The organism is Gloeocapsa sp. PCC 7428 (assembly GCF_000317555.1).
Classification (GTDB): Bacteria; Cyanobacteriota; Cyanobacteriia; order Cyanobacteriales; family Chroococcidiopsidaceae; genus Chroogloeocystis.
Window position 1 is genome coordinate 1,208,143 of the sequence record NC_019745.1, and the last position, 23,870, is coordinate 1,232,012.

Below are 23,870 nucleotides of genomic sequence, written 5' to 3' on the forward strand. Positions count from 1 at the left end.
TTGTGGTTCATTTTTTTCAGATCTTCATACCTTAAGGACAACTACCTGCATGGAACACAACTCACCACACTCTACCGTAGCAATTGCCCAACGCGATCAAGGCAATACTACTGCAACGACAATAGTCCGCCTAGAAAACGTCTCTAAAATTTACGGCATAGGCGAAACTGAAGTTCGAGCGCTATCAGACGTTAACTTAACAGTTGAACAAGGCGAGTATTGCGCGATCATGGGCGCATCCGGTTCAGGAAAATCGACCGCGATGAACATTATCGGTTGTCTCGATCGCCCAACAGACGGTCACTATTACTTAGATGGCGTTGATGTCGCCGATTTGAATGATACTGAACTCGCACACATCCGCAACCGCAAAATTGGATTTGTCTTTCAACAATTTCACCTGCTACCGCAATCAACCGCACTAGAAAACGTCATGCTACCGATGGTATACGCGGGTATTTCGACAGCAGAAAGACGCGATCGCGCCGCTGAAGCATTACGCCGCGTTGGCTTAGAAAAACGACTGAATAACCGACCAAATCAACTTTCCGGCGGACAACAGCAACGAGTTGCGATCGCGCGTGCCATTGTTAATCAACCCGTACTACTGCTTGCTGACGAACCAACAGGCGCGCTTGACTCAAAAACAACGCAAGAAGTGTTAGAAATCTTCGGTACACTCAACGCCAGCGGTATCACAATCGTCATGGTGACGCACGAACCCGACGTCGCCCGCAAAACACAACGCATCGTCTGGTTTAAAGACGGCGAAGTTATCCATTCGCACTTGACTCCCGCCGACATCAACCGAGTTGCCACCTCTTAGCGATCGGAGGTCAGAGGTTTTCTCAGTCTTGTTCCTTCTTGAGTTCACGCAGGTGGACTTTGTCCATAAGCCGCGAATTTATTCGCCAGGCGGCGTTAATATACAGCCGCCAACGAGCCAGCGATCGCCGAAACAATAGCAGACAGAAAAATTGTACCAAATAACCACCAAGCGGCAGTCTCCGCGACTTTCTGTGCTGCTTCTGCTTGTTGTTGCGCCTGCTGTTGACGAGTCGTTTCAATCAATTGTTCGAGTTTAGGCGTTAACTGACTTGGTTTTAATTCTTCTGGTGCAACTAACTTGTGTCCATTTAACAAGCCACCATTGAGTACTTGCGGTTGCGGTTGATTCCAAGCTTGCTGCCAAAAACTCTCCCAAGAATCCAAAACTTGATTAATCGATTGTTTCGAGAATTCTGTACGGCTATTAACTAAATCTACAAAAGTTTGACGACCCATTTGCCGGAGATGATTCTCCCGCGCCAGTGATTTCATTTCTGGTTCAGCAACTAACCTTTCAAATTGCGCGCGGATTTCTTCGCGATCTGCTTTTTCTAACTGTAGCTTTTTAAGATAATTGTCGATAGCTTCACGAGTTGTCACCGAGTCTACTGCTGAACTGAGTTCTTGTCGAATCGTAGCAGCAGCGGTTTCTGCGGTTGAAACCAGCTGTTCGCTGACATTTTTTGCACCAATCGCTACTGCTGCTGTTCCAATAATGCCTTGCAAACCCGAAGTTGCTGTTTTCAGCAGCGTACCAATTACCGAACTAACCGTAGTTGAACTTACCCAAATGAGTAAAGATAAGTAGGCAGCCCAGATAATCAAACCAAGAATTGCTCCCAGAAGGCGATCGTGCATAAAACTCAGTTTAACTGCCAAAGAACAGGCTGCGAATAACGTAATACTGAGCGTTCCTAAGGCTCTTAACCCAACTACCATCCCAATTTTATCGATTTTGGTATCCAAATCTTCAACGTCAGGTGCTGGTTCTGATTCTGAATAAGAAATTCCCAAAGCAATAAAGAAATTACCTAAAAGTAATTGGAAAGCAAAAGCTAGTAAAACTCCTGCGATTAAAACTAAAAAACCTTGTGAACCTGAAAAGGTAGGTGAACTATAGTTTGAGGCTGTTATTTGTTCAAAGGCAACAACTGTTACCAGATGTTGATGCATAATCATTTGTCGTATCGTTACTAATTATTTCTTATATAATTTCTACTCACAGCTTGCGCTCTTTCTGATAATAGAGAATTATAAATTTTGGATGTATTAAAGACTACAAGAAGCTTTTAAGAATTATGCTGTATATAAACTAAGCCCGCTAATACGGGCTTGCATAAAACACAACGAATAATTAAAACTTCTTAAATCTAATGCATTTAGAGGCTTGACGTTTTACCAGTTTGTGCCTGAGTTTCAATTGGTTTGATATTGGTGTAACCCATGTTGCTAGCGATCGTCCGAAAAATGGAAATTTGATCGTCAAAGTCCAGCGCTTCGATTTGTGATAACAGATTGTTAATAGCTTCTGTAGGTTGATAATCACCTGGCATACCTACCACGGTATCACCCATCGCTTGCGCCCACGCATACCAAACCATCAACTGATTATTTTCTTTCAAAGCACCGTAAGCGTGAGAATATTCTGTATCTTCGCGGTTCACAATCTGCCGCATAATCGCTAGTTGCTCGTCGTCAGATAGCTTATAGTAGTCTCCTAATAGCATTGGTGCTAATTCTGGATCAGTTGCAGCGGGAGCAGCTGGGGTAATTGAGCTACCCATCTTTTTATAAACTAAATAAAACCAAGCTAGTTTTGCGTCTGTTTCTAACCCATCAAAAGCTTGGACTACCTTTTGTGTTTCGTCACTTAATGCTTGGGGCTGATTCGTGTTTGGGCTAGAAGTCATAGCTTATCTCCAGAATTTAAAATTGTTCTAGCATCAGGAGTAACAGAGTTTATGATTGCAAATCGCCCTCCAAGAGAGAGAGTTTAACTTTGTCAGTTTATATACGCGCGTATTTCTTGAAATAGAGAGACAAAATCTATCTCAATGAGGTTATGGAAGTGTAGCAGCGCTCTGGTACGATCGCAGCACACTTAAAAATATTTCCATAGGAGATTCTTATGGCTGACGAAGAATTAAAACCTAACCCTAGCGAAGCCGTTACTCAAGAAGCCCAACTTGCCGCAGAAAATATGGCAGCAGGCAAAGAAGAAGCCCCGAATATAGACTTTGACGCTGATTACGCCGCTGCACAGCAAATGAGTGTGAGTGATATTGATCGTACAGAAGCGGGAGCGCAAGCAGCCGAAGAAGCAACTGCGCCGCAGTTTGAAGTGTCGCAACAGCAGGAAACAAATACAGAAACCCCACCCCCACCAACAGGTAATCCTGACGATTACAAACAAATGGCACAAGAAAGCGTGGCAGCAGATGAACCAGTTTCTGAAGTTTCTGACGATCTCCTCAAGAAAGCTCTTGACTTGGGTAAAGCTGGTAACTCTTAGTCAACTATATTCTATTAAGTAGGTGGACATAATTAAATATCACACGTAACATTTGTCAGGTAATAGGTAATGGGTAATAGAGGCTCTTTCCAATGACCAATGACCAGTTACCAAATACCTGCCCTTAAGTTATGTTTGTTTTTACCCACTTACTTAGAACTAATAACTATTACTAGTTTCTAAGTTGTATTTGCTCAACTATTCTTTAGTTGAGCATTAATTGTATCAGTTAAGAAATACTTGGTTGCTCAACGAATAGGAATCTATCATTTCTTCAGTCGTATGTAGTGCCATTACCGCTGATAATAACTCTTGCGGCTGCGATACTAAAAAATCTGGGTTTTGCTGCGCTAAAACTTCTGCGGAATTAAATCCCCAAGTTACAGCGATCGCCTTAATATTACTTTTTCTCGCAGCTTCAATATCTCGTGTCTCGTCGCCTACATAAATAATTTGTTCGCGATTTATTTCTCTTTGTTTAATTAAATTATTGATAATTTTACTCTTACCAAAAAGCGTGGTTCCTGAGTAAACAAAATCAAACAAATGTTGCCATTCATTTTTCTCAAGAAATTCTACGATATTCTCTTTAGAATTAGACGTAACAATTCCCAACTGATGCCCTCTAGAACTTAATTCGTGCAAAACATCCTTAATTTCACTAATGGGTTTGATGTTCTTGATTTCTTTATTAAGTTCGGCTCTGACTTTCTTAATCAGAAAAGGCAGCTTTAAAATTGATATTCCTGATTGCTTAACAATTTCTCGCGAACTTAAGTTTTTGAGTTCGTCAAGTTCACCTTGAGTTGTTTGTTTATAGCCAAATTCTAAAGCTAAACGATTTGTAATATCAACAATTACATCAATCGTGTTGGCTAATGTACCATCAAAATCAAAAATAATCACTTTCGCTGTCATTATGGGGCGCGTTTTACTCTTGGCTTGTGGACATAATCGCTGCGCCCTGTAAATTTGCTTTGGCGTTTCGCCGCAACATCTCTGGTTTAATTCGCCGTAGTGCTGAAGCTGGAAATCGCTTATCCCACTCGGCGTCAGAAATTTCAGCAAGTTCTGCAAGTGTAGGTGAAATATTCCAGGGATAGGGCTGAAATTCCGCTACATCTGTTTCTTTAGCAAACCGCTGATTCCAGGGGCAAACATCTTGGCAGATATCGCAACCCGCAACCCAACCATGAAGTTGCGCTGCTACTGCATCGGGTAGTTCTTCACTCCGATTCTCAATTGTATGATAAGCAATGCAACGATTTGCATCAACAACAAAAGGTTGTGCGATTGCATCTGTAGGACAAGCATCAAGGCAACGAGTACAAGTACCACAATGTTCGGTGTGCGGCTGATCGGGAGTTAAACTAAGGTTTGTCAGCACCTCACCTAAAAATACCCAAGAACCGTATTCGCGGGTAATCACGTTTCCATTCTTGGCGATCCAACCGATTCCAGCTTGTTGCGCCCATACTTTATCTTGCACTGGACCTGTATCTGCGTAGTAACGTGCTTTGATGCCTTCAGCTTGTGCTTCTAACCAAGTACTGAACAACTTTAACTTTTTGTGTAAAACCTTATGATAATCCCTTCCCCAGCCATAGCGCGATATCTTGGCATACTTGGCTTCTTGAGGGCGCTGGTGGGGAGTGTAGTAGTTTATGGCAACACAAATGAGCGATCGCACGTCTGGCATAACTAATTTAATATCTTGTCGCTTGGGGTTTGCCATCCATGCCATATCTGCTTGATAACCGAGTGCTAACCATGCTTGCAGATGCTGCGGTTCTGTAACACCTTTATCTACAGCGGCAATTCCTACTCGATGAAATCCCAACTCTAAGGCTTTTTGCTTGATTTGAGTCGTATCGATACTCATCCTCTTCGATACTAGATACTTACTTCTACGCTAACATTCCTCGATTCATTCATTTTTTTTATCACTCTTGAAGCGACTAACATCGGTACATAAGCCTTTGTGTAGTAGATTTCAAGCTTGATTTATATGTTTAACATTGCTGAATTGTTTCATTTGTAAATTTTATTTGCGTTTTGTAAAGAAACGTTGCATACTAGAAATCAAGGAGGAGAGATTCATGCATATAACCTAATCCTTGTCAAGAATCTCTAGAGCAGACATGACATACACAACCGAGTCAGCTTCCATATTTTCTTCTAACCGCTTCGACTCCAGCACCCAGTTCGCTGACGCCGTGCCTGCCACCATAGCTTTATTCAAGCGCCTCAGTGTGGACGATCAGCTAGCGTTACTTTGGTACGCCTACACCGAAATGGGGCGTTCAATTACACCTGCTGCCCCTGGTGCTGCGCGTTTACAATTAGCCGAAGGGCTACTCAGCCAAATTAAAGCAATGTCTCACACTGAGCAATTGCAGGTTATGCGCGATCTAGCGGCAAACAGAAACACCGCAATCAGCCGTGCTTATGGAGTGTTAAGCACAAATACTAAGCTTGCTTTCTGGTATGAACTTTCTGTGTTAATGGATCGCGGTATTGTCGTACCGATGCCCCCTGGATACCAACCTTCCCCAGCAGTCACCGAAGTCTTAGAAGCAATTAAGTCGCTCGATTTTGGTCAACAAATCACGGTGTTGCGTAGCACAGTCGTTGATATGGGCGTCGATCCTTTAGCTGACTAATCTGAGTCAGAATTGAGCGTTACGAAATTTTCCCCTTCCGTTACTGTTCTCTAATACAATCGACTTTATAAGGGCAGGATTATTCCCTGCTCTTTTTGTTGTGTAACTCTCGCCTGCCAAATAAGAACTTGTCTTATGAAGCCTGAATCTACTTCCTCAGCTAATGATTCTTCAGAACGCTCAATTAGCATTGAGGGTATCACCGAACCAACGATATTGCGCTACTTTGAAACGCTCAACGCCGGCGACTTTGATGCAACCGCGACACTTTTTGCCAGCGATGGCACACTTAAAGCCCCTTTTGAATCTCCCATCGTAGGACAAGAAGCGATCGCCGCCTACCTTCATAAAGAAGCACAGGACATGGTACTCTCACCGACTCAAGGAGTTATTGAGCCACAAGAAGATGCATTGAAGGTACAAGTTGCCGGAAAAGTGCAAACTTCTTGGTGCGGTGTTAACGTTTCTTGGACATTCTTACTCAACCAGCAACGTCAAATTGTTGCTGCGACTGTAAAACTGCTTGCTTCTCCGCAAGATCTATTAAATATGCAGCGTCCTAGTTCATAAACGCGGAGTTTAAGCAACAAGTGATTGTGCGAGCGATCGCATTAACATTTGACGTCCTAAATCTACGTCACGTTCAGCACATTGCCAGTCAGGGTGTGCCGTCATCAACAAGCTTTCTAAACTTTCTTGGTCGAATAGATGCCATACTGGTATCGCTTCGTTATCAACTTCGACGGCGTAGCAGTTTGAGCTAATGCAGTGAATTGTAAAGCTACTAGCAGTCCTTGTTATTTGCATTTGCTGTTGTGGTTGCAACGCGCGGAACTGACGAATCGTTTGTTTGAATTCGCTGAGTGAGGACACTATTAGCCCTGGAATTGCAATCGCATTTGTATCTGTCTCACCATTGACCTTAATCCAGTAGTGCCGCGCTGGGTCAATTCCTAATAACCAGGGCGATTCATCGTCTAGGCGATACCGAGGTGCTAAAGAAAGTGATGGTGTCATAACAACAGCTTGAATAACTTGATTTACAACCAACCGCTAGTAAGCAATTACTCTTCGTCGAGTAGAATGTTGCCTACCATACTTTGTCCAGTAAGATCAAGTTTTCAATAAAAGCTTGTATTTATAAACTCTTTTTAATAAAAGTTATAATAATAATTAATAAAGTGTCGGCAGAAATTCAAAACATCTCCTAATACACCTATAGGCAGTCTTCTTATACCTCTAAGTATAATTTAATGCTTTATTCATAAGTATTTCCTAGTAAAAACCGAAAAATCTGATTATGCGATCGCCGTTTTGACTGCTAGCACAAGCATCACGAGTTATAAATTATAGAAATGCTGAAAAGGGAGATAGGAGCAGCGCAGCTTCAAGGAATGATCGTGAATCGTCTGCTTATCTCCTTGCGGATCTTTATCCTACCAAGCCAGAACGCAACGCCCGAACCGCAGCTTGAGTACGGTCATCAGCGCACAGCTTATTAAGGATGTTGCGCACGTGTGTTTTTACTGTGCCGACTGTAATATACAACTTCTCGGCAATAACAGCATTACTGCAACCTTCGACGATTAGTTGTAAGACTTCAAGTTCGCGTTCGGTAAGCGGGTACGCGGCGATCATTTGGTCATATTCTGCATCAGCCGCATTGATCGCAACTGTTTTACTGTCCACCGTGACTGGTTCAGCAACTTCCGGCGTTTCTCTTGCTTGTTGTAAAACAATCCGCGCGATCGCTGGATCAATCCACGAGTTACCACCATGCGTCACGCGTAACGCTTCTAGCAAGTTGTCAAAGCTAATATCCTTCATGCAGTAGGAGTCCGCACCCGCAGCAAAAGCCGCTAGAACAGCTTCTTTGTTGTCGCGTAAAGTTAAAATCAATACCTTAGTATTACTATCATCTTCACCATCTTGACTGGCTTTAATTTGCCGTGTGAGTTCAATACCATCTTTGTCAGGTAAACCAATATCAACGATCGCAATATCTGGATGACTTGTTTGCAACAGTTTTAGCCCTTCACTGGCGTTAGCTGCTTCTCCAATCACTTCAATTTCCTGTCGCTGTTGCAGGGCTGTACGAATACCCACGCGGGTGAGGTCATGGTCTTCAATTAGAGCAACACGAATTTTATTCATTGTCAACAACCGCTTCTACAATTTTTAAATTTAAAACCGAAGTTAGTAATCTGAGAGGACTAGTGTAGTTAAGATCACCCATCAACAGAAGTAGAGATTTCTCTAATCTAGAGCAATTTAATGGCGAATTTGCTGGGTTTCCCCAAAATGCTGCCTCAACAAGCTGTAGTCCAAGGGTTTGCGCTGATAAAGTATAAAAAATGTATTATTCGTTACTTTTTCCGCGATTGTGGAAGCACATCAACAATGCTAATAACTAAACTTGTCTTACACATCATTGAGTCAGCTGAACTTGTGGGATAAACTCAATTTGCCATCATTAGTTTCTATCCAAGCGCTGGCGTTTGCTACTAAGTCTTGTGGAGATTATTGTATCAATTTGAGAAGAGAACAGACTAAGTAGAACTGATAGCAGCAGCTAAAACAAAGAATTCCTTAATTGTCTGTGTATTAGCGGTTCAGTCATTTATGTTGAATTGTAGCTACTTTTCTAGTGTTGACGACAGTACGCAAGGCGATCGACTCATTTTGCGCAGCGTGCCAAGTATATCAGGTTTTCAAAGTTGATGGTCAAGCTACCAAACTGCTCAAATTGCAGCTAAAAGCTACTACAACAGCACCATATTGTTGCATAAATTAATAAAAACTTTACATATGGATACTACACATGGAGACGATCGCCAGTCGATGACAGTAGAGCAAGGATGGGGATTTACCAAAGCACTACATCCAGAAGACCGCAATCGTTATACGACGCAACAATCTTTAGCGATCGCCAAAGGGCAACCTTACGAAATCAAGTATCGCTTACTCGCTGCGGATGGTCACTATCACTGGTACAGCGAACAAGGGACACCAGTGATTGCAGCAGGTCAAATTCAAGATTGGATCGTGAGTTGCACTCCCTACCACGAAGAACTAGCAAATTCTACTGTACAGCCACTCGAAGAACCTTTAAAAGCTCTACAAGAAAGCGAACAGCGCTATCGCTCGCTCGTGATTGCAACATCACAAATTGTGTGGACAACCGATGCCGAAGGTAGAGTAGATGATATGCCAGCTTGGCGGGCATACACTGGTCAAACTGTCGCCCAAGTCAAAGGCTGGAGTTGGTTAAGCGCCGTACATCCCGAAGACCGCGATCGCACTGCTTTGACGTGGAATCGCGCAGTACAGCAAAAAACGCTTTACGATACCGAATATCGAATTCGCGGTGCCGATGGCAACTATCGTTATTTTTGGGCGCGGGGCGTACCCGTCATTGCTGAAGATGGCTCAATTCGCGAATGGGTCGGCATTTGTGCTGATATTCACGAGCGCAAGCGCGCGGAAGAAGAACTGAGAATTAGTGAAAAGCGCTATCGTGACTTAGCCAATGCCATGCCGTTGATTGTCTGGACAGCACAACCCGATGGCACGATGGATTATTACAATCAATGGTGGTTTGACTATACAGGATTGACACCTGAGCAAAGTGCTGGATTAGGATGGCAAACGATTATTCATCCTGATGATTTAGCCGAGTGTCTTAACCGCTGGAACTATGCAGTCAGTACGGGAACTTTCTACGAAATTGAATATCGTTTCCGGCGTCAAGATGGTGTCTATCGCTGGCACATCGGTAGAGCCGTACCTGTACGCGACAATGACGGACAGATTATATCGTGGGTGGGAACTGCGACCGATATCGACGATCGCAAACGCTTTGAGGAAGCCCTCAAAGAAAGCGAAGCTCGCTTCCGCAGTATGGCAGACAATGCGCCTGTCATGATTTGGGTATCTGGAACCGATAAGCAGTGCAATTGGTTTAATCAACCGTGGCTCGACTTTACAGGACGTAGTATGGAACAGGAAGTAGGCGACGGTTGGATGCAAAGAGTTCATCCCGACGATAAAGAATCGTGTTGGCAAATTTACCTAGAAGCATTTACGGCGCGTCAGCGCTTTGAGATGGAATATCGCTTTCAGCGGGCTGATGGTGAGTATCGCTGGTTAATTGATACCGGTGTACCGCGCTTTACACCAAACGGTGAGTTTGCAGGGTATATTGGCTCTTGTGTTGATATCACCGAGCGCAAGGCGACTGAAGAAGCATTAAAACAGCGCGCTGAGGAATTGACTTATTTAACAAAAGTGTTGGCAACTACTAACGCTGCTTTAGAAAAGCGCAACCAAGAATTAGATCAGTTTGCTTATGTCGCCTCGCACGATCTAAAAGCACCCTTAAGAGCGATCGCCAATCTGTCGCAGTGGATCGAAGAAGATATCGCCGATCAACTCAGCGCCGAAAACCGCCGTCAAATGGAGTTGTTGCGCGGACGCGTCCATCGGCTAGAAGCCTTAATTGACGGCTTGTTACAGTACTCGCGTGTCGGACGCACAGCAACCAAACCTGAATGGGTGAACGTTCAAACGTTGCTCAATGAAGTACTAACAATGCTCGCACCACCACCAGAATTTACAATTGCGATCGCCACCGAAATGCCGACACTGCACGCGCAAAAGTTGCCCTTATTTCAAGTATTCAGCAATCTCATTAGTAACGCGATCAAACATCACAACCGACCAAACGGTAACATCACAATCGCGGCAACAGACAAAGGAAATTGTTATGAGTTTACCGTGACTGATGATGGTCCAGGAATCGCACCTGAGTACCACGAAAAAGTTTTTGGCATCTTTCAAACCTTAGAAGCTCGCGATAAAGTCGAAAACACGGGTGTTGGGCTTGCGATTGTCAAAAAAATCATTGAAAGTCAAGGAGGACGAATTTATATTACTTCGCAAGCAGGTCAAGGAGCCACTTTTCACTTTACTTGGCTAAAGTAGCGACGACTTCTCAATTTCTACACCCAAACTATTCCTCTCTCATGACCAACCCAAACGCGATCGCCGGTACGCACAACATCAGTTTAGTGATTCTCTCAATCGGGATAGCGATCGTTGCTTCTTACACCGCACTCGATTTAGCAACATACGTTAAAGTCGCCGCAGAGAGGTGGCGCGTTTTCCTGTGGTTGACAGGCGGTGCGCTGGCGCTGGGAATCGGTATTTGGTCGATGCACTTTATCGGGATGTTGGCTTATGGTTTACCCATACCCGTCAGTTACAACTTTCCCATCGTGGGGCTATCGATGGCACTTGCTATTGTTGCCGCTGGCGTTGCGCTATTCCTCGTCACTCGTGAAAAATGGAGTTGGCTACAGTTAGCTGCTGGTAGCGCATTCATGGGGTTGGGAATTGCGGCGATGCACTATACAGGGATGTCCGCTATGCAGTTAGCAGCAACGCCATTATATGACTTGCCGCGTGTTGTTATCTCGCTCGTCGTTGCGATTGCTGCTTCGCTCATCGCTTTATGGTTAACGATTCAAAACCAAACAGAGACGATCGCCCAAGGAACAATGCGTAAACTTGCGAGTGCGATTGTGATGGGCATTGCGATCGCGGGAATGCACTATACTGCAATGGCAGCTGTGAAATTTCAACTCGCTAGCCAATCTCATGCAACATTGACTCAAATCGATAACTCTACGCTTGCTGTCTCGATTGGTGTTGCTACCTTAATTTTACTAGCGATCGCCATCATTGCCACTGCAATCGCGCAACGCCTTACCGCTGAAACTGCCCGCACCGAAATTTTACGCCAAAGTGAAGCGCGGTTTCGCGCCCTCGAACAAAACTCTTCAGACGTCATCCAAGTTATCGATGCAACTGGTAGCATTACGTATACAAGTTCCTCAATGCAGCGAATTTTGGGTTACACGCCAGAAGATTGGCAGCATAAACAGGCGATCGCACTCGTGTATCCAGACGACCTTGCCTTAGCACAGAAATTGTTACAAGACGCTTTAGCGCATCCTGCTGCGAATATTGTTGCTGAGTTTCGCTTGAACGATGTTAACGGAAAACCGCGTGATTTTGAGGCGATCGCGTGTAATTTACTCGCGGAACCGAATGTGAATGGTATCGTCGTCACGTACCGCGACATTAGCAAGCGCAAGCAAACCGAATCAGCGTTGTGGAATGCACTCCAGCGACTGACGTTTCATGTCGAGAATTCGCCGCTCGCGGTCATTGAATGGAATCGCGACTTTCGGGTAGCGCGATGGTCGCGCGAAGCAGAAACGCTTTTTGGTTGGCAAGCCGCAGAAGTCTTAGGTAAATTACCAAGCGAGTGGAAGTTTATTTTTCCAGAGGATCGCGCCGCTGTTAGTCAAGCGATCGATCATCTCATCGATGGTAGCCAACAGCGCAACGTTTCGCTGAATCGTAACTATACAAAAGATGGCAACGTTGTTTACTGCGAGTGGTACAACTCAGGCTTGCTCGATGAGGCTGGTAATCTTGTATCGGTGCTGTCTTTAATTTTAGATGTGACGCAGCAAAAGCAAACCGAAGCTGAACTTGTCCAACGCGCTGCTGAACTTGTTCGCTTGACTGCGGTACTAGCACAAACAAATTACGACCTGCAAAAGCGCAACCAAGAACTCGACGAGTTTACTTACGTTGTGTCGCACGACCTCAAAGCACCTCTGCGCGCGATCGCCAATTTGTCCGAATGGATTGAAGAAGACTTAGAAGACAGTTTAACCGCCGAAACGCGCCACCAAATGAACTTACTGCGCGGGCGCGTTTATCGTTTGGAAGCGTTAATCAATGGTTTATTGCAATACTCGCGCATTGGACGCATCGAAACGCCCGTAACTTCTGTATCCGTTGCTACCCTTCTTGCCGAAGTCATCGATTCATTAGCTCCGCCTGCGAGTTTTACGATTGAAGTTGCACCCCCTATGCCAACATTACTGACTCATCGATTGCCCTTAGAACAAGTATTTAGTAATCTCATCAGTAATGCGATTAAACATCACCCTAGGTCAGATGGCAAAATCAAAATTGCAGCGTTAGAGCGTGGAGATTTCTATGAGTTTACTGTTGCCGATGATGGCGATGGAATTGCTCCAGAATACCAAGCTAAAGTGTTTGGTATTTTTCAAACGTTATCCGCGCGCGATCGCCAAGAGAATACAGGTATCGGATTAGCAATTGTCAAGAAAATTGTTGAAGGTCAAGGAGGTAGTATTTGGGTGGAATCTCAAGTAGGACAGGGCGCAACGTTTCACTTTACTTGGGTAAAAGATCAAAACTAAGTAATAAGAAATATCTCTAAAGCATTAAGTATTTATTGTCAATAACAGAAATCTGGCTAATGATTGAGGCAGATTAACAAATTAGCAGCAAAAATAAAATTAAATTGTCCTCACTAATGAATAACAAAATGACAAACATCCTACTTGTTGAAGATGACGAAGTGGATGTAATGAATGTCAAGCGTGCGTTTAAAAAGAATAACATTACCAATCCACTTTATATGGCGGCTAACGGTTTAGAGGCGTTAGCGCTTCTGCGTGGGGAAGGCGATGCGCCGATTCCTCGCGAACGGCGGCTTGTGCTTCTTGACTTAAATATGCCAAGAATGAATGGCATCGAATTTTTGCGCGAGTTACGTGCTGATCCCGAACTGCGTTTTACTCCGGTGATTGTTCTGACAACATCAAATGAAGACCGCGACAAAGTAGAAGCTTACAACCTAAATGTAGCGGGATACATCCTCAAGCCTGTAACATTTGCCAATTTTGTCGAAGCCGTCGCCACCTTAAATAAGTATTGGACACTGAGTGAAATACCTTGAGTAGCGTAGCCAGCACGGTTGGTAAAAATCGAGGAAAGTTGTGAAAACCCGAATCTAAAAACAAAGAAATGCGTCTGAATACACGCTATACCGAAGACAGAAGAATTTGTTTTAACGAAGCAGGGTTCAACAAGCGTGACAATTGTCAATCTCAACACTTGAACCAAAGCTCTGCACCGCTCATCCCCGCTCAAGCTCCGATAATAACTATGGAAGAAACTATAAAAATTCTAATAGTTGATGACGATGAAGTCGATCGGATGGCAGTGCGCCGTGCGCTCAGAGCCGCTGGGGTGCAAACTGAACTATTAGAAGTGAGTGATTGTGCAGAAGCGATCGCGACGCTGCAAACGCAAGATTTTGATTGTGTCTTCCTTGATTATTTTTTGCCCGATGGTAACGGTCTAAATTTAGTACAGCAGCTACGCGCGTTAGAAATTACAGTTCCTTTAATTGTACTCACAGGACAAGGCGACGAACAAATCGCCGTACAACTGATTAAAGCAGGCGCACACGACTATCTTTCTAAAGCCAAGATCTCACCAGAAAATTTAGCTCAAGTTCTGCGCCAAACAATTCGCGTTCACCGTGCTGAACAAGCAGCAGCGATCGCCAACGAACGTTTAAGAGAAAGCGAGGAACGTTACCGCCTAGTTTTAGAAGGTGCAAATGATGGAATTTGGGATTGGCATTGTGCGACTGATGAAGTGTATTGTAACGATCGCCTCTTGGAAATTTTAGGCGTGTCGCGCTCAGAATTTGATTGTACCACCACCGCATTTCTGCAACGGATACATCCAGAAGATTTACCGCGCGTCCGCGAAGTTATCCGCAACCACTTGACAAATAACGAAAATTGTGAAGCAGAATTTCGCTTTGTTCGCAGTTCAGGAGAATATCGTTACTGTTTAGCACGAGGTAAAGCACAGCGCGATGCTAATAACTGCCCAATTCGTATGTCAGGGGTGATTAGCGATATTACCGAACGCAAGCAACTCGAAAACGCCCTACGCGAAAGCGAATCGCGATTTCGCTATCTCGCCGAATCAAACGTGCTGGGGATTATTGTCGCAGATATGCAAGGCAAAATCCTCGATGCGAATGATGCTTTTTTGCAAATGGTAGGTTACACCAAGCAAGATATCGTCGCGGAAAATTTGTCTTGGAAAGCGATAACACCACCAGAATACGCAGAAATTGATCGCCAAGCCGCAGCCGAAATGCGATCGTCGCGCATTCTCACGCCGTTTGAGAAAGAATTTATCCGCAAAGACGGTAGTCGCGTCCCGATTCTAATAGGTGGGGCGTTGATTGATAGTGTTAAGGAAATTGGCATTTGTTACGTATTAGATTTAAGCGATCGCAAGCGATCCGAAGCCGAAATTGTCAAACTTAACCGCGACTTAGAATTACGTGTCAACGAATTACAAACGTTGTTTGATGTCATTCCAGTGGGAATTGCGATCGCGCAAGATCCAGAATGTCGTTATATTCGACTTAACCCCGCACTTGCCAAACTCCTTCATCACCCGATTGACGCTAACGCTTCTAAAAGCGCGCCGCCTGAAGAACAACCAGCTTTCAAAATCTACGCGGATAGTCGAGAAATTCTCGCCGCCGAGTTACCCATGCAATACGCTGCTGCAAACGGCGTTGATGTTTTAGAGCAAGAAATAGACGTTATTACAGATAACAATTCTGCAATTAAGCTACTTTCTTATGCGGCACCGCTATTCGACGAGCAAGGGCAATGTAGAGGTAGTATTGGTGCATTTCTCGATATTACCGAACGCAAACGTGTAGAAGAACAAGAACGCTTCTTAGCCGAAGCAAGCGCTTTACTCGGACTTTCGCTAGACTACCAAACAACCTTAGAGAATCTCGCTAACCTAGTTGTACCGCAGTTAGCAGATTGGTGTACTATCTACTTAGTAAACGAAGATGGCACGCTACGTCTAGCTGCACTAACGCACGCTGACCCAGAAAAAGTTAAGTGGGCAAAAGAAATCATCAGTCGTTATCCGCTTAACCCTGATGCACTCATTGGAACACCCCAAGTTATTCGTAGTGGCAAGTCAGAGTTATACTCAGAAATTCCTGACTTTCTCTTAGCAGGACTTGCGCGCGATACCGAACATTTAGAAATCTTGCGTCAGGTTGGTTTAAAGTCGCTCATATGCGTTCCGATGAAAGCCCGCGATCGCACATTAGGGACAATTGCCTTTTTCTCAGCGGAATCAGGACGCACCTATACACAAGCCGATCTTGTTTTTGCTGAAGATATTGGACGCCGTGCAGGGTTAGCAGTAGATAACGCGAAATTATTTCAGCAGGCGAATGACATTGGCGAAAACTTGCGTCAAGCGCTAATTATTTTAGGCGAACAGCAGCAACAGTTGCGCGTATTGCAGCGCATTACAAATCTCCTGAACCAGCGTCTAACAAACTTACCAGGATTGCTGCAAGTTATGGTGCGAGCAATCTATGACGGCATTAGCGATGCACAATTTGCCTTGATTTTGTTGTATAATCCCGAAACCTCGCAACTTGAATTAACTGCGACAGCGGGTGTCGGTCGCGAAAGGTTATTGTTGATGGAGTTGTTTGATAGTGGTGACGGATTTCTTAATCACGTCTTCCAAACAGGTGAAGCGCAACTATTTCAAGCAACAAAACAAAGCGATCGCCAACAGAAAACCGCTGGCGCAGAAGAACCCCAAGCGGTCGAGTTACCCGCTGCGATTCATGCAGTGGCGATCGAATCAGCATCAGCCGGACGATTAGGCGTTTTAGCAATTGGTAACTGGGAAAATCCAGAAGCTTTTGACGCAGAAGACCAAAATTTACTCATGGCTGTCGGCGAACAAGCCGCGATCGCTATCAATAATGCGCGGATGATTGGCGTTTTAGAAGAACGCGAAGAACGCTTAGCGATTCAAAACCAAATCTTAGCACGGCAAAACCGCGAACTCGAACTCAACCGCCAGCGCATTGAACAACAAAATCTGCAACTCATCGAAGCTGCACGACTCAAATCGCAATTTTTGGCAACGATGTCACACGAATTGCGCACGCCGATGAATGCCATTATCGGTTTTGCTCAAGTTTTACTGCGACAACGTACTGCATCGCTGAGTACTACGCAAGTCGAAATGGTCGAGCGCATCCTCAATAACGGTAAAAATTTACTCGCGCTGATTAACGATATTCTTGATTTATCCAAAATTGAAGCTGGACGCTTAGAACTTGTCCCAGAAGAATTTGACCTGGCGCAATTAATTAACTCAACTGTCGCTGAATTACAACCGCTTGCCGAACAAAAACAGTTAAAGTTGAATACTATTATCAATATTGATGACTCGCAGGTCGTGAATGACAGCGTTCGCTTGCGGCAAGTACTTGTGAACCTGCTATCGAATGCGATTAAATTTACTGAAACTGGCTCAGTCGAAATTAGCGTTTGCGAACCTGCGCCGATGCAACTACTCCTCAGCGTTAAAGACACGGGTATTGGCATTGCTGAGGCTGACTTACCGTGCATTTTTGAGGAATTCCGGCAAATTGACCAGACAACAACGCGTAAGCATGGCGGTACTGGTTTAGGACTCGCTATTACAAAATCTTTAGTACAAATGATGCAAGGAACAATTTCTGTGGAAAGCAAATTAGGTCAAGGCTCTACGTTTCAGATTACCCTGCCCCGACAAGTCATCTCTAAGGAGATAGGGTAAAGCTGCATAGTTTCTGATAGGCTGGAATTAATAGAGCAAATAAACTGAGCATTAATTAAAAATTACTTCTGAGCGTCAACCGAATTTTCTTTACAAACTAAAAAATGTCTGGATGCGACATTATCGTCGTTGGAGCATCGGCGGGAGGCGTTGAAGCGCTAGAGCAACTTATTCGTCATTTGCCTACCAACCTACCTGCTGCAATATTCGTTGTGCTGCATATCCCAGCACATAGCACAAGTGTACTACCAAGTATTCTTAACCGTTGTATTCAGAGGCAACACAAAAACAAATCTTTGCTCAAAGCCGTTCATCCTCAAGACGGTGCAGAAATTCAACACAATCACATTTATGTCGCGCCACCTGATTATCACCTACTCGTTAAAAATGGGTACATTCATCTAGCACGCGGTCCTAGAGAAAACAGCCATCGCCCCGCAGTTGATCCATTATTTCGTACAGCCGCAAGAGTGTATGGACAAAGGGTTGTGGGGGTCGTTTTGTCAGGTACACTCGACGATGGGACAGCCGGTTTAGCCGTAATCAAGCAACAAGGCGGAATCGCGATCGCACAAGATCCGCAAGAAACACTTTATTCAGGAATGCCGCGCAGTGCGATCGAAAATGTTGCGGTTGACCATATTTTACCCGTAGCCAAAATCGCTGCAATCTTGGTGGAATTAGCGAATCAACCGATCGCCACAGAAGTACAATCTGTGTCGCGCGACATGAATATAGAAGCCGACATGGCAGAATTGGAGTTAGGGGCAATGCAAAACCTCGATCCCCCAGGCAAACCATCAGCCTTTGGCTGTCCTGAATGTGGAGGAGTTCTTTGGGAACTCAGCGAAGGAAATTTGATGCGTTTTCGCTGTCGTACAGGTCACGCCTACTCTAGTGATAGCTTACTCGCTGAACAGTCTGAAGCCTTAGAAGAAGCACTGTGGAACGCGCTACGCGCCTTAGAAGAAAAAGCAGCACTTTCGCAACGATTAGCAAATCAAGCGCGCGATCGCAATCGACCTTATTCAGCACAACGCTTTCAAACACAGGGAGAAGAAGCACAAGCACAAGCAAAATTAGTTCGTAACCTACTCCTCAAAGGTGAAGACAATGGTCACTTGTCAACTGTCAATGGTCAGATAGCAAGTTCAATTGAAAACGCCACGCCAGTGACACAAGCGCAGAGTAACGAAAATCTGAACTTGGCTTCTACTACGTTTCCCGTCGTCGCGATCGGTGCTTCCGCAGGTGGACTGAAAGCGCTTAGCGAAGTTTTATCCGCGTTAAGCGCAGACTTTCCCGCAGCAATTACCGTAGTACAACACTTGTACCCCTATCATCCTAGCCAGATGGCAAGTCTTCTCAACCACCGTACAGCTTTAACGGTTAAGGAAGCAGAACAAGGCGAACAATTGCAGCTTGGTAAAGTTTACATCGCACCACCAAATAAGCACTTACTTGTTACGGCAAAGGGTACACTTTGCTTGTCGGATGCTCAAATGGTACATTTTGTGCGTCCTTCAGTGGATCTCCTCTTTGAATCAGTCGCCGCTAGTTTCCAAGCGCAAGCGATCGCCGTCGTTTTGACAGGAATGGGAAGCGATGGCGCTATGGGAATACGCGCGGTTAAACAAATGGGTGGCAAAGCGATCGCGCAAGACCGCGCCAGTGCAGAATTTTTTGGGATGCCAGGCGCAGCAATTGAAACAGGGGAAGTTGATTTTGTTGTTCCTCTACAAGAAATTGCTACTATCTTGATGCAGTTAGTGACGCACGATGGAGAATTGTAGCAGAGGGGCAGAGGAAGCAAAGGAAGAATAGTGTTTTCTATATAACTAACCACTCAGCACTCAGAACTAATCACCAGCCACTCTCCTTTTGACTGTTGCTATGTGAGATTCATAAATTAGCGCGCGAATGAACCCAGATTTTGAAGCTTTACTCAATTACATCAAGCGTAGTCGTGGAATTGATTTTACTAGTTATAAACGACCAAGCTTAATGCGTCGTGTCGGAAAACGGATGCAAGCCATCGAGGTTGATAACTACAGCAATTACATCGATTACCTAGAGGTGCATCCCCAAGAATTTGTGCATTTGTTTAACACAATTTTAATTAACGTTACCTCTTTTTTTCGCGATCCTACGGTGTGGGAATATGTACAGACTGAGATTATTCCCCGCATAATTGCCCGTAAGGAATCCTCCGAACCGATTCGAGTTTGGAGTGCAGGCTGTGCTTCTGGACAAGAAGCCTACACTTTGGCGATCGTGCTAGCAGAAGCACTCGGAGTCGAACAGTTTCGCGCGCGTGTCAAAATTTATGCGACCGATGTTGATGAAGAAGCGCTCAATTCCGCGCGTCATGCAGTTTATAACGTAAGAGAAGTGGCAGGGCTTTCGCCAGAACTTTTAGAACGGTATTTTGATCGCTACGAAAATCTTTATACCTTCCGTAAAGACTTGCGCCGTTCCGTAATTTTTGGTCGTCACGATCTAGTGCAAGATGCACCGATTTCGCGCATTGATTTATTAGTTTGTCGCAACACGCTGATGTATTTCAATGCCGAAGCCCAAGCCAGAATTATCAGTCGCTTTCACTTTGCCTTGAATGATAGTGGATTTTTAGTATTAGGCAAAGCAGAGATGTTACTCAGCCATAGTAATAGTTTTACTCCAGTAGACCTCAAACGACGCATTTTTAGCAAGCTGGCAACTGCAAATAATCGCGATCGCTTTTTGTTAATGGTTCCAAACAACGATATAGACACAAATAACTATCTAACGCCTCATGGGTATCTCCGCGATGCCGCTTTTGATGCGACTCCACTCGCACAAATTATATTTGACGTTAATGGCCTCTTAACTTTAGCTAACGAGCGATCGCGGAGTTTGCTCGGTTTGAACTACCGAGATATCGGTCGTTTACTACAAGACTTGGAAATATCGTACCGTCCGATCGATTTACGTTCGTGCATTGAGCAAGTGTATCGCGATCGCCGTCCTCATCTTTACAAAGATGTCGAATGGACAACGGGTGGAGAACCGCAATATTTTGATATTCAAGTCGCACCGCTTTTAGATGTCAACAGTATCATACTCGGTTTTAGTATCACCTTCAACGACGTGACGCGTGCTAAATGCTTACAAGATGAACTTGAGCATTCTAATCAAGAATTAGAAATGGCTTACGAAGAATTACAATCCACAAATGAAGAACTAGAGACAACCAACGAAGAATTGCAATCTTCTAATGAGGAATTAGAGACAACCAACGAGGAACTTCAATCTACAAACGAAGAGTTAGAAACCATGAACGAGGAATTACACTCTTCTAATGAAGAACTCCACACAACTAACGAAGAATTTCGCTTGCGCAGCGAAGAACTCAACGCCGCTAATGCGTTTTTAGCGTCAATTTTAACAAGTCTTCGTTGTGGTGTCGTCGTTTTAGACCGAGACTTGCTTATCCTAGCTTGGAGTGACAAAGCCGAAGATTTATGGGGTTTACGCGCCCTTGAAGTTCAAGGACAACACTTCCTTAATTTAGATATTGGTTTACCCGTACAACAGATTAGACAACCAATTCGCACCTGTCTTACGGCAGAATCTGATTATACAGAAATTACTGTAAACGCAATCAATCGCCGTGGCAAACTCATTCAATGTAAAGTTACGTGTACGCCATTGTTGAGTAGAACACAAGAAATTCAAGGCGTCATTTTGTTAATGGAAGAAAAAGCAAGCGAAGAGTTACAATAAGGCAAAATATCTAATTATCAAGCTTATCTAGCGCAATCTAGACTTTTGTTCGCCACGAAGAGTTGATTCAACCCAATTGTTAAGTAAACACTACCTAAGACTCAATTTTCATACTTTCAGTGTATTTTCCTCTCATCTAAAATAGCTAGTATTTCAAGCACGGCATTAAAAAAAACTTAAGAAACAAAAGTTAAAAGTGAATACTGAGCAGTTTTCTTACCAACTTAGGTTTATGTACGAGCGCGCTGCTAAACTGTATCAGCAAACAAGTGCATCTTTTTGCGAAACACCAGAACTCGCTGCTGACTCGCTAGAAGAACTACGCATAGCGCTAGAAGAGTTGCATGTCGCCGAAGAAGAGTTACTTCAGCAAAATGAAGCGTTGGCAAGTATGCGCGCGCAACTTGAAGCAGAAAGTCGGCGCTATCAAGAATTATTCGAGTTTGCGCCTGATGGTTACTTAGTAACCGATGAACTAGGTATCATTAAAGAAGCTAATCGCGCTGCGGCAACAATGCTGAATGTTCCACAGCAGTTTCTGTTAGGCAAGCCAATCATCAATTTTATTCCTTACGAGGAGCGCAGCGCATTCCGCAGCCGACTGCAACAACTCCGCAACACCGAGCGACTTCAAGAATGGGAATTACGCTTGTTTCCGCGTCATGGTGCAGGATTTGATGCGGCTTTCACCGTTGCGACAATCCGTAACAACGATGGTAGTACTACAGGTTGGCGTTGGTTGATGCGAGATATTACTGCGCGCAAGCAAGCCGAAGCAAAACTACGTGAGATTGAATTACAAAACTTACAACTGCGCGAAACCGCACGCATAAAATCGCACTTTCTAGCCGTGATGTCTCATGAACTGCGCAGCCCGATGAATGCGATCATTGGCTTTTCGCAGCTGCTACTCCGCCATCCTAGCGATCGCCTGACTCCTCAACAAGAAAGTATGGTACGGCGCGTTCTCAATAGTGGAAGACACTTGCTACACTTGATCGACGAAATCTTAGACTTTTCCAAATTAGAAGTAGGTCGTCTAGAACTACAACTTGAAGAGTTTAGTTTAGCAGAATTCGTTAATGCGACTACAGAAGAAATGCATCCTTTGGTGGAGCAGAAGCACTTAACGCTACAAGTGCAATTAGATTTACAAAATCCTATAATTTTGAACGACAAACATCGCTTGCGCCAAGTCTTGATTAATTTACTGTCAAACGCGATTAAATTTACAAACGCTGGTAGTATTCGAGTTTCTGTTTACGAACCTGCTAGCGAACAAATTGCGATCGCAGTTCAAGACACCGGAATTGGAATTGCAGCAGACGATCTCAAAGATATTTTTACAGAGTTTCGCCAAGTCAATCAAACGCTCGTTCGTCAACACGGCGGTACAGGTTTGGGACTCGCAATCACCGATCGCTTAGTCCAAATGATGCGCGGTTCAATTAGTGTTACAAGTGAGTTAGGTCAAGGCTCGACCTTCTGTGTTGAAATTCCTCGACGAGTTTCTTTTTAATGAGAAGCAGTATTTCTTTGTGCAATTCGCAACTTTGCCGAACGCGCGCGGGGATTAGTCGCTAACTCGTCTTCTTGAGGTGTAATCGGTTTCTTTGTGAGGACTTGTAATTGAGGCGCAGCGCGTAAAGTATGTTTAACGATTCGGTCTTCTAAGCTATGAAAGCTAATAATCGCGATTCTACCTTGTGGTAATAACCAATGCGGGGCGCGGTGTAAGAAAGTTTCTAATACGGTTAACTCATCATTGACAATAATCCGCAAAGCTTGAAAAACACGCGTAGCCGGATGAATTCTACCGTAACGATATTGACGAGGTACACATGATGCGATCGCTTCCGCTAATTGTGTTGTTGTCTGAAACGGACGCTGTTCGACAATTCGGCGCGCAATTCTGCGTGATAGTCGTTCTTCGCCATATTTAAAGAAGATATCTGCAAGTTGCGCCTCCTCCCAATGATTAATGATTTCAGCCGCAGTGAGCGATCGCTGCTGATTCATCCGCATATCTAAAGGTGCTTCGTGGCGAAAACTAAAACCGCGATCGGGTGCATCAAAGTGATGCGAACTCACACCCAAATCGGCAATAATGCCATCAAATTGCGTTTGAGGTTGATATTCAGCAAAATTCCCGTGCCAAAATTCAACCTGCTCTTTATAAGGTGCAAGTGTTGCTTGCGCAGCGGCGATCGCCTCTAAGTCTTGGTCAATTGCTGTCACGCGCACATCTGGAGCGGATGCTAAAATCAAGCGACTATGACCACCACCACCCACCGTTGCATCAAGATAATGTCCGCTAGGACGCACGGCTAACTCTGCAAGTAACTCCCGACTTAAAACAGGTACGTGAACAAACGCAGGTTGGCTATCAATTCCAGTTTGGGATGTGGTCATCGGTTAGTTGTTGTTAAAAACCCTTTTTCTACTGTATTCAATTCCTCGCGATTATTGACAACACGTAATCGGAGCTTAGCGGTTGAAACCACAGCGACACAAACAAAACCTGT

The 23,870-nt window shown here is 44.4% G+C and carries 18 protein-coding genes; 11 read left to right on the forward strand and 7 right to left on the reverse strand.

Annotated features, from left to right (window positions below; all coding sequences use genetic code 11):
- Positions 1-49 precede the first annotated feature (49 nt).
- Entirely contained in the window at positions 50-826 is a 777-nt protein-coding gene (locus GLO7428_RS05405; RefSeq protein ID WP_015187553.1) for an ABC transporter ATP-binding protein, read from the forward strand.
- Between the two features lie 95 nt (positions 827-921).
- Here the strand turns inward: GLO7428_RS05405 and GLO7428_RS05410 are convergent, their stop codons facing one another.
- Together GLO7428_RS05410 and GLO7428_RS05415 are read right to left on the reverse strand one after the other, a co-directional pair.
- The gene (locus GLO7428_RS05410; RefSeq protein ID WP_155823580.1) at positions 922-2,001 is read right to left on the reverse strand and encodes a hypothetical protein; all 1,080 of its coding nucleotides are present in this window, start codon (positions 1,999-2,001) and stop codon (positions 922-924) included.
- A 206-nt stretch (positions 2,002-2,207) separates the two neighbouring features.
- Positions 2,208-2,738 carry an orange carotenoid protein N-terminal domain-containing protein gene (locus GLO7428_RS05415; RefSeq protein ID WP_015187555.1) on the reverse strand — a complete coding sequence of 177 codons (531 nt, stop codon included), beginning with the start codon at positions 2,736-2,738 and terminating at the stop codon, positions 2,208-2,210.
- A gap of 218 nt (positions 2,739-2,956) precedes the next feature.
- Between GLO7428_RS05415 and GLO7428_RS05420 the strand changes: the two genes are divergently transcribed.
- Positions 2,957-3,340: a hypothetical protein gene (locus GLO7428_RS05420; RefSeq protein ID WP_015187556.1), complete on the forward strand. Its 384-nt coding sequence runs from the start codon at positions 2,957-2,959 to the stop codon at positions 3,338-3,340.
- Positions 3,341-3,565: 225 nt separating this feature from the next.
- On the opposite strand, the gene GLO7428_RS05425 is transcribed toward GLO7428_RS05420, so the two are convergent.
- Positions 3,566-4,258, reverse strand: a complete 693-nt coding sequence (locus tag GLO7428_RS05425) for an HAD-IA family hydrolase (protein WP_015187557.1) — start codon at positions 4,256-4,258, stop codon at positions 3,566-3,568.
- A gap of 13 nt (positions 4,259-4,271) precedes the next feature.
- A complete protein-coding gene (queG, locus tag GLO7428_RS05430; RefSeq protein ID WP_015187558.1) occupies positions 4,272-5,222 on the reverse strand; it encodes a tRNA epoxyqueuosine(34) reductase QueG in 951 nt (316 codons plus the stop codon).
- A 259-nt stretch (positions 5,223-5,481) separates the two neighbouring features.
- Between queG and GLO7428_RS05435 the strand changes: the two genes are divergently transcribed.
- Both GLO7428_RS05435 and GLO7428_RS05440 read left to right on the forward strand, forming a co-directional pair.
- Positions 5,482-6,003, forward strand: a complete 522-nt coding sequence (locus tag GLO7428_RS05435; protein ID WP_015187559.1) for an orange carotenoid protein N-terminal domain-containing protein — start codon at positions 5,482-5,484, stop codon at positions 6,001-6,003.
- A gap of 135 nt (positions 6,004-6,138) precedes the next feature.
- The gene (locus tag GLO7428_RS05440) at positions 6,139-6,573 is read left to right on the forward strand and encodes a nuclear transport factor 2 family protein (RefSeq protein WP_015187560.1); all 435 of its coding nucleotides are present in this window, start codon (positions 6,139-6,141) and stop codon (positions 6,571-6,573) included.
- Between the two features lie 9 nt (positions 6,574-6,582).
- On the opposite strand, the gene GLO7428_RS05445 is transcribed toward GLO7428_RS05440, so the two are convergent.
- Both GLO7428_RS05445 and GLO7428_RS05450 read right to left on the reverse strand, forming a co-directional pair.
- Complete coding sequence (locus GLO7428_RS05445; protein WP_015187561.1) at positions 6,583-7,020, reverse strand: hypothetical protein; 438 nt, start codon at positions 7,018-7,020, stop codon at positions 6,583-6,585.
- 414 nt (positions 7,021-7,434) lie between these two features.
- Positions 7,435-8,157 (reverse strand): response regulator transcription factor, encoded by a 723-nt coding sequence (locus GLO7428_RS05450; RefSeq protein ID WP_015187562.1) that lies wholly within the window; start codon positions 8,155-8,157, stop codon positions 7,435-7,437.
- 654 nt (positions 8,158-8,811) lie between these two features.
- Here GLO7428_RS05450 and GLO7428_RS05460 point away from each other — a divergent pair.
- The 7 genes from GLO7428_RS05460 (at position 8,812) to GLO7428_RS05490 (ending at position 22,864) form a co-directional block, all read left to right on the forward strand.
- Complete coding sequence (locus GLO7428_RS05460) at positions 8,812-10,986, forward strand: PAS domain-containing protein (protein ID WP_015187564.1); 2,175 nt, start codon at positions 8,812-8,814, stop codon at positions 10,984-10,986.
- A 41-nt stretch (positions 10,987-11,027) separates the two neighbouring features.
- Positions 11,028-13,307 carry an MHYT domain-containing protein gene (locus GLO7428_RS25895; RefSeq protein WP_015187565.1) on the forward strand — a complete coding sequence of 760 codons (2,280 nt, stop codon included), beginning with the start codon at positions 11,028-11,030 and terminating at the stop codon, positions 13,305-13,307.
- A gap of 128 nt (positions 13,308-13,435) precedes the next feature.
- On the forward strand, positions 13,436-13,849 hold the full coding sequence (locus GLO7428_RS05470; RefSeq protein ID WP_231295553.1) for a response regulator: 414 nt from the start codon (positions 13,436-13,438) through the stop codon (positions 13,847-13,849).
- A gap of 209 nt (positions 13,850-14,058) precedes the next feature.
- Positions 14,059-17,580 carry a PAS domain S-box protein gene (locus GLO7428_RS05475; RefSeq protein WP_041918925.1) on the forward strand — a complete coding sequence of 1,174 codons (3,522 nt, stop codon included), beginning with the start codon at positions 14,059-14,061 and terminating at the stop codon, positions 17,578-17,580.
- Positions 17,581-17,684: 104 nt separating this feature from the next.
- The gene (locus tag GLO7428_RS28830; protein ID WP_015187568.1) at positions 17,685-19,373 is read left to right on the forward strand and encodes a chemotaxis protein CheB; all 1,689 of its coding nucleotides are present in this window, start codon (positions 17,685-17,687) and stop codon (positions 19,371-19,373) included.
- A 127-nt stretch (positions 19,374-19,500) separates the two neighbouring features.
- The gene (locus tag GLO7428_RS05485; RefSeq protein WP_015187569.1) at positions 19,501-21,345 is read left to right on the forward strand and encodes a CheR family methyltransferase; all 1,845 of its coding nucleotides are present in this window, start codon (positions 19,501-19,503) and stop codon (positions 21,343-21,345) included.
- 232 nt (positions 21,346-21,577) lie between these two features.
- Positions 21,578-22,864: a PAS domain-containing sensor histidine kinase gene (locus tag GLO7428_RS05490; protein ID WP_015187570.1), complete on the forward strand. Its 1,287-nt coding sequence runs from the start codon at positions 21,578-21,580 to the stop codon at positions 22,862-22,864.
- Here the strand turns inward: GLO7428_RS05490 and rsmH are convergent.
- A complete protein-coding gene (gene rsmH / locus GLO7428_RS05495; RefSeq protein ID WP_015187571.1) occupies positions 22,861-23,757 on the reverse strand; it encodes a 16S rRNA (cytosine(1402)-N(4))-methyltransferase RsmH in 897 nt (298 codons plus the stop codon). The genes GLO7428_RS05490 and rsmH overlap by 4 nt on opposite strands.
- Between the last annotated feature and the right edge of the window lie 113 nt (positions 23,758-23,870).

Bases quoted from the DNA above. Each gene is read 5' to 3' on its own strand.
- GLO7428_RS05405 (WP_015187553.1), top strand. From the start codon at position 50: ATGGAACACAACTCACCACACTCTACCGTAGCAATTGCCCAACGCGAT.
- GLO7428_RS05410 (WP_155823580.1), bottom strand. From the start codon at position 2,001: ATGCATCAACATCTGGTAACAGTTGTTGCCTTTGAACAAATAACAGCC.
- GLO7428_RS05415 (WP_015187555.1), bottom strand. From the start codon at position 2,738: ATGACTTCTAGCCCAAACACGAATCAGCCCCAAGCATTAAGTGACGAA.
- GLO7428_RS05420 (WP_015187556.1), top strand. From the start codon at position 2,957: ATGGCTGACGAAGAATTAAAACCTAACCCTAGCGAAGCCGTTACTCAA.
- GLO7428_RS05425 (WP_015187557.1), bottom strand. From the start codon at position 4,258: ATGACAGCGAAAGTGATTATTTTTGATTTTGATGGTACATTAGCCAAC.
- queG (WP_015187558.1), bottom strand. From the start codon at position 5,222: ATGAGTATCGATACGACTCAAATCAAGCAAAAAGCCTTAGAGTTGGGA.
- GLO7428_RS05435 (WP_015187559.1), top strand. From the start codon at position 5,482: ATGACATACACAACCGAGTCAGCTTCCATATTTTCTTCTAACCGCTTC.
- GLO7428_RS05440 (WP_015187560.1), top strand. From the start codon at position 6,139: ATGAAGCCTGAATCTACTTCCTCAGCTAATGATTCTTCAGAACGCTCA.
- GLO7428_RS05445 (WP_015187561.1), bottom strand. From the start codon at position 7,020: ATGACACCATCACTTTCTTTAGCACCTCGGTATCGCCTAGACGATGAA.
- GLO7428_RS05450 (WP_015187562.1), bottom strand. From the start codon at position 8,157: ATGAATAAAATTCGTGTTGCTCTAATTGAAGACCATGACCTCACCCGC.
- GLO7428_RS05460 (WP_015187564.1), top strand. From the start codon at position 8,812: ATGGATACTACACATGGAGACGATCGCCAGTCGATGACAGTAGAGCAA.
- GLO7428_RS25895 (WP_015187565.1), top strand. From the start codon at position 11,028: ATGACCAACCCAAACGCGATCGCCGGTACGCACAACATCAGTTTAGTG.
- GLO7428_RS05470 (WP_231295553.1), top strand. From the start codon at position 13,436: ATGACAAACATCCTACTTGTTGAAGATGACGAAGTGGATGTAATGAAT.
- GLO7428_RS05475 (WP_041918925.1), top strand. From the start codon at position 14,059: ATGGAAGAAACTATAAAAATTCTAATAGTTGATGACGATGAAGTCGAT.
- GLO7428_RS28830 (WP_015187568.1), top strand. From the start codon at position 17,685: ATGTCTGGATGCGACATTATCGTCGTTGGAGCATCGGCGGGAGGCGTT.
- GLO7428_RS05485 (WP_015187569.1), top strand. From the start codon at position 19,501: ATGAACCCAGATTTTGAAGCTTTACTCAATTACATCAAGCGTAGTCGT.
- GLO7428_RS05490 (WP_015187570.1), top strand. From the start codon at position 21,578: ATGTACGAGCGCGCTGCTAAACTGTATCAGCAAACAAGTGCATCTTTT.
- rsmH (WP_015187571.1), bottom strand. From the start codon at position 23,757: ATGACCACATCCCAAACTGGAATTGATAGCCAACCTGCGTTTGTTCAC.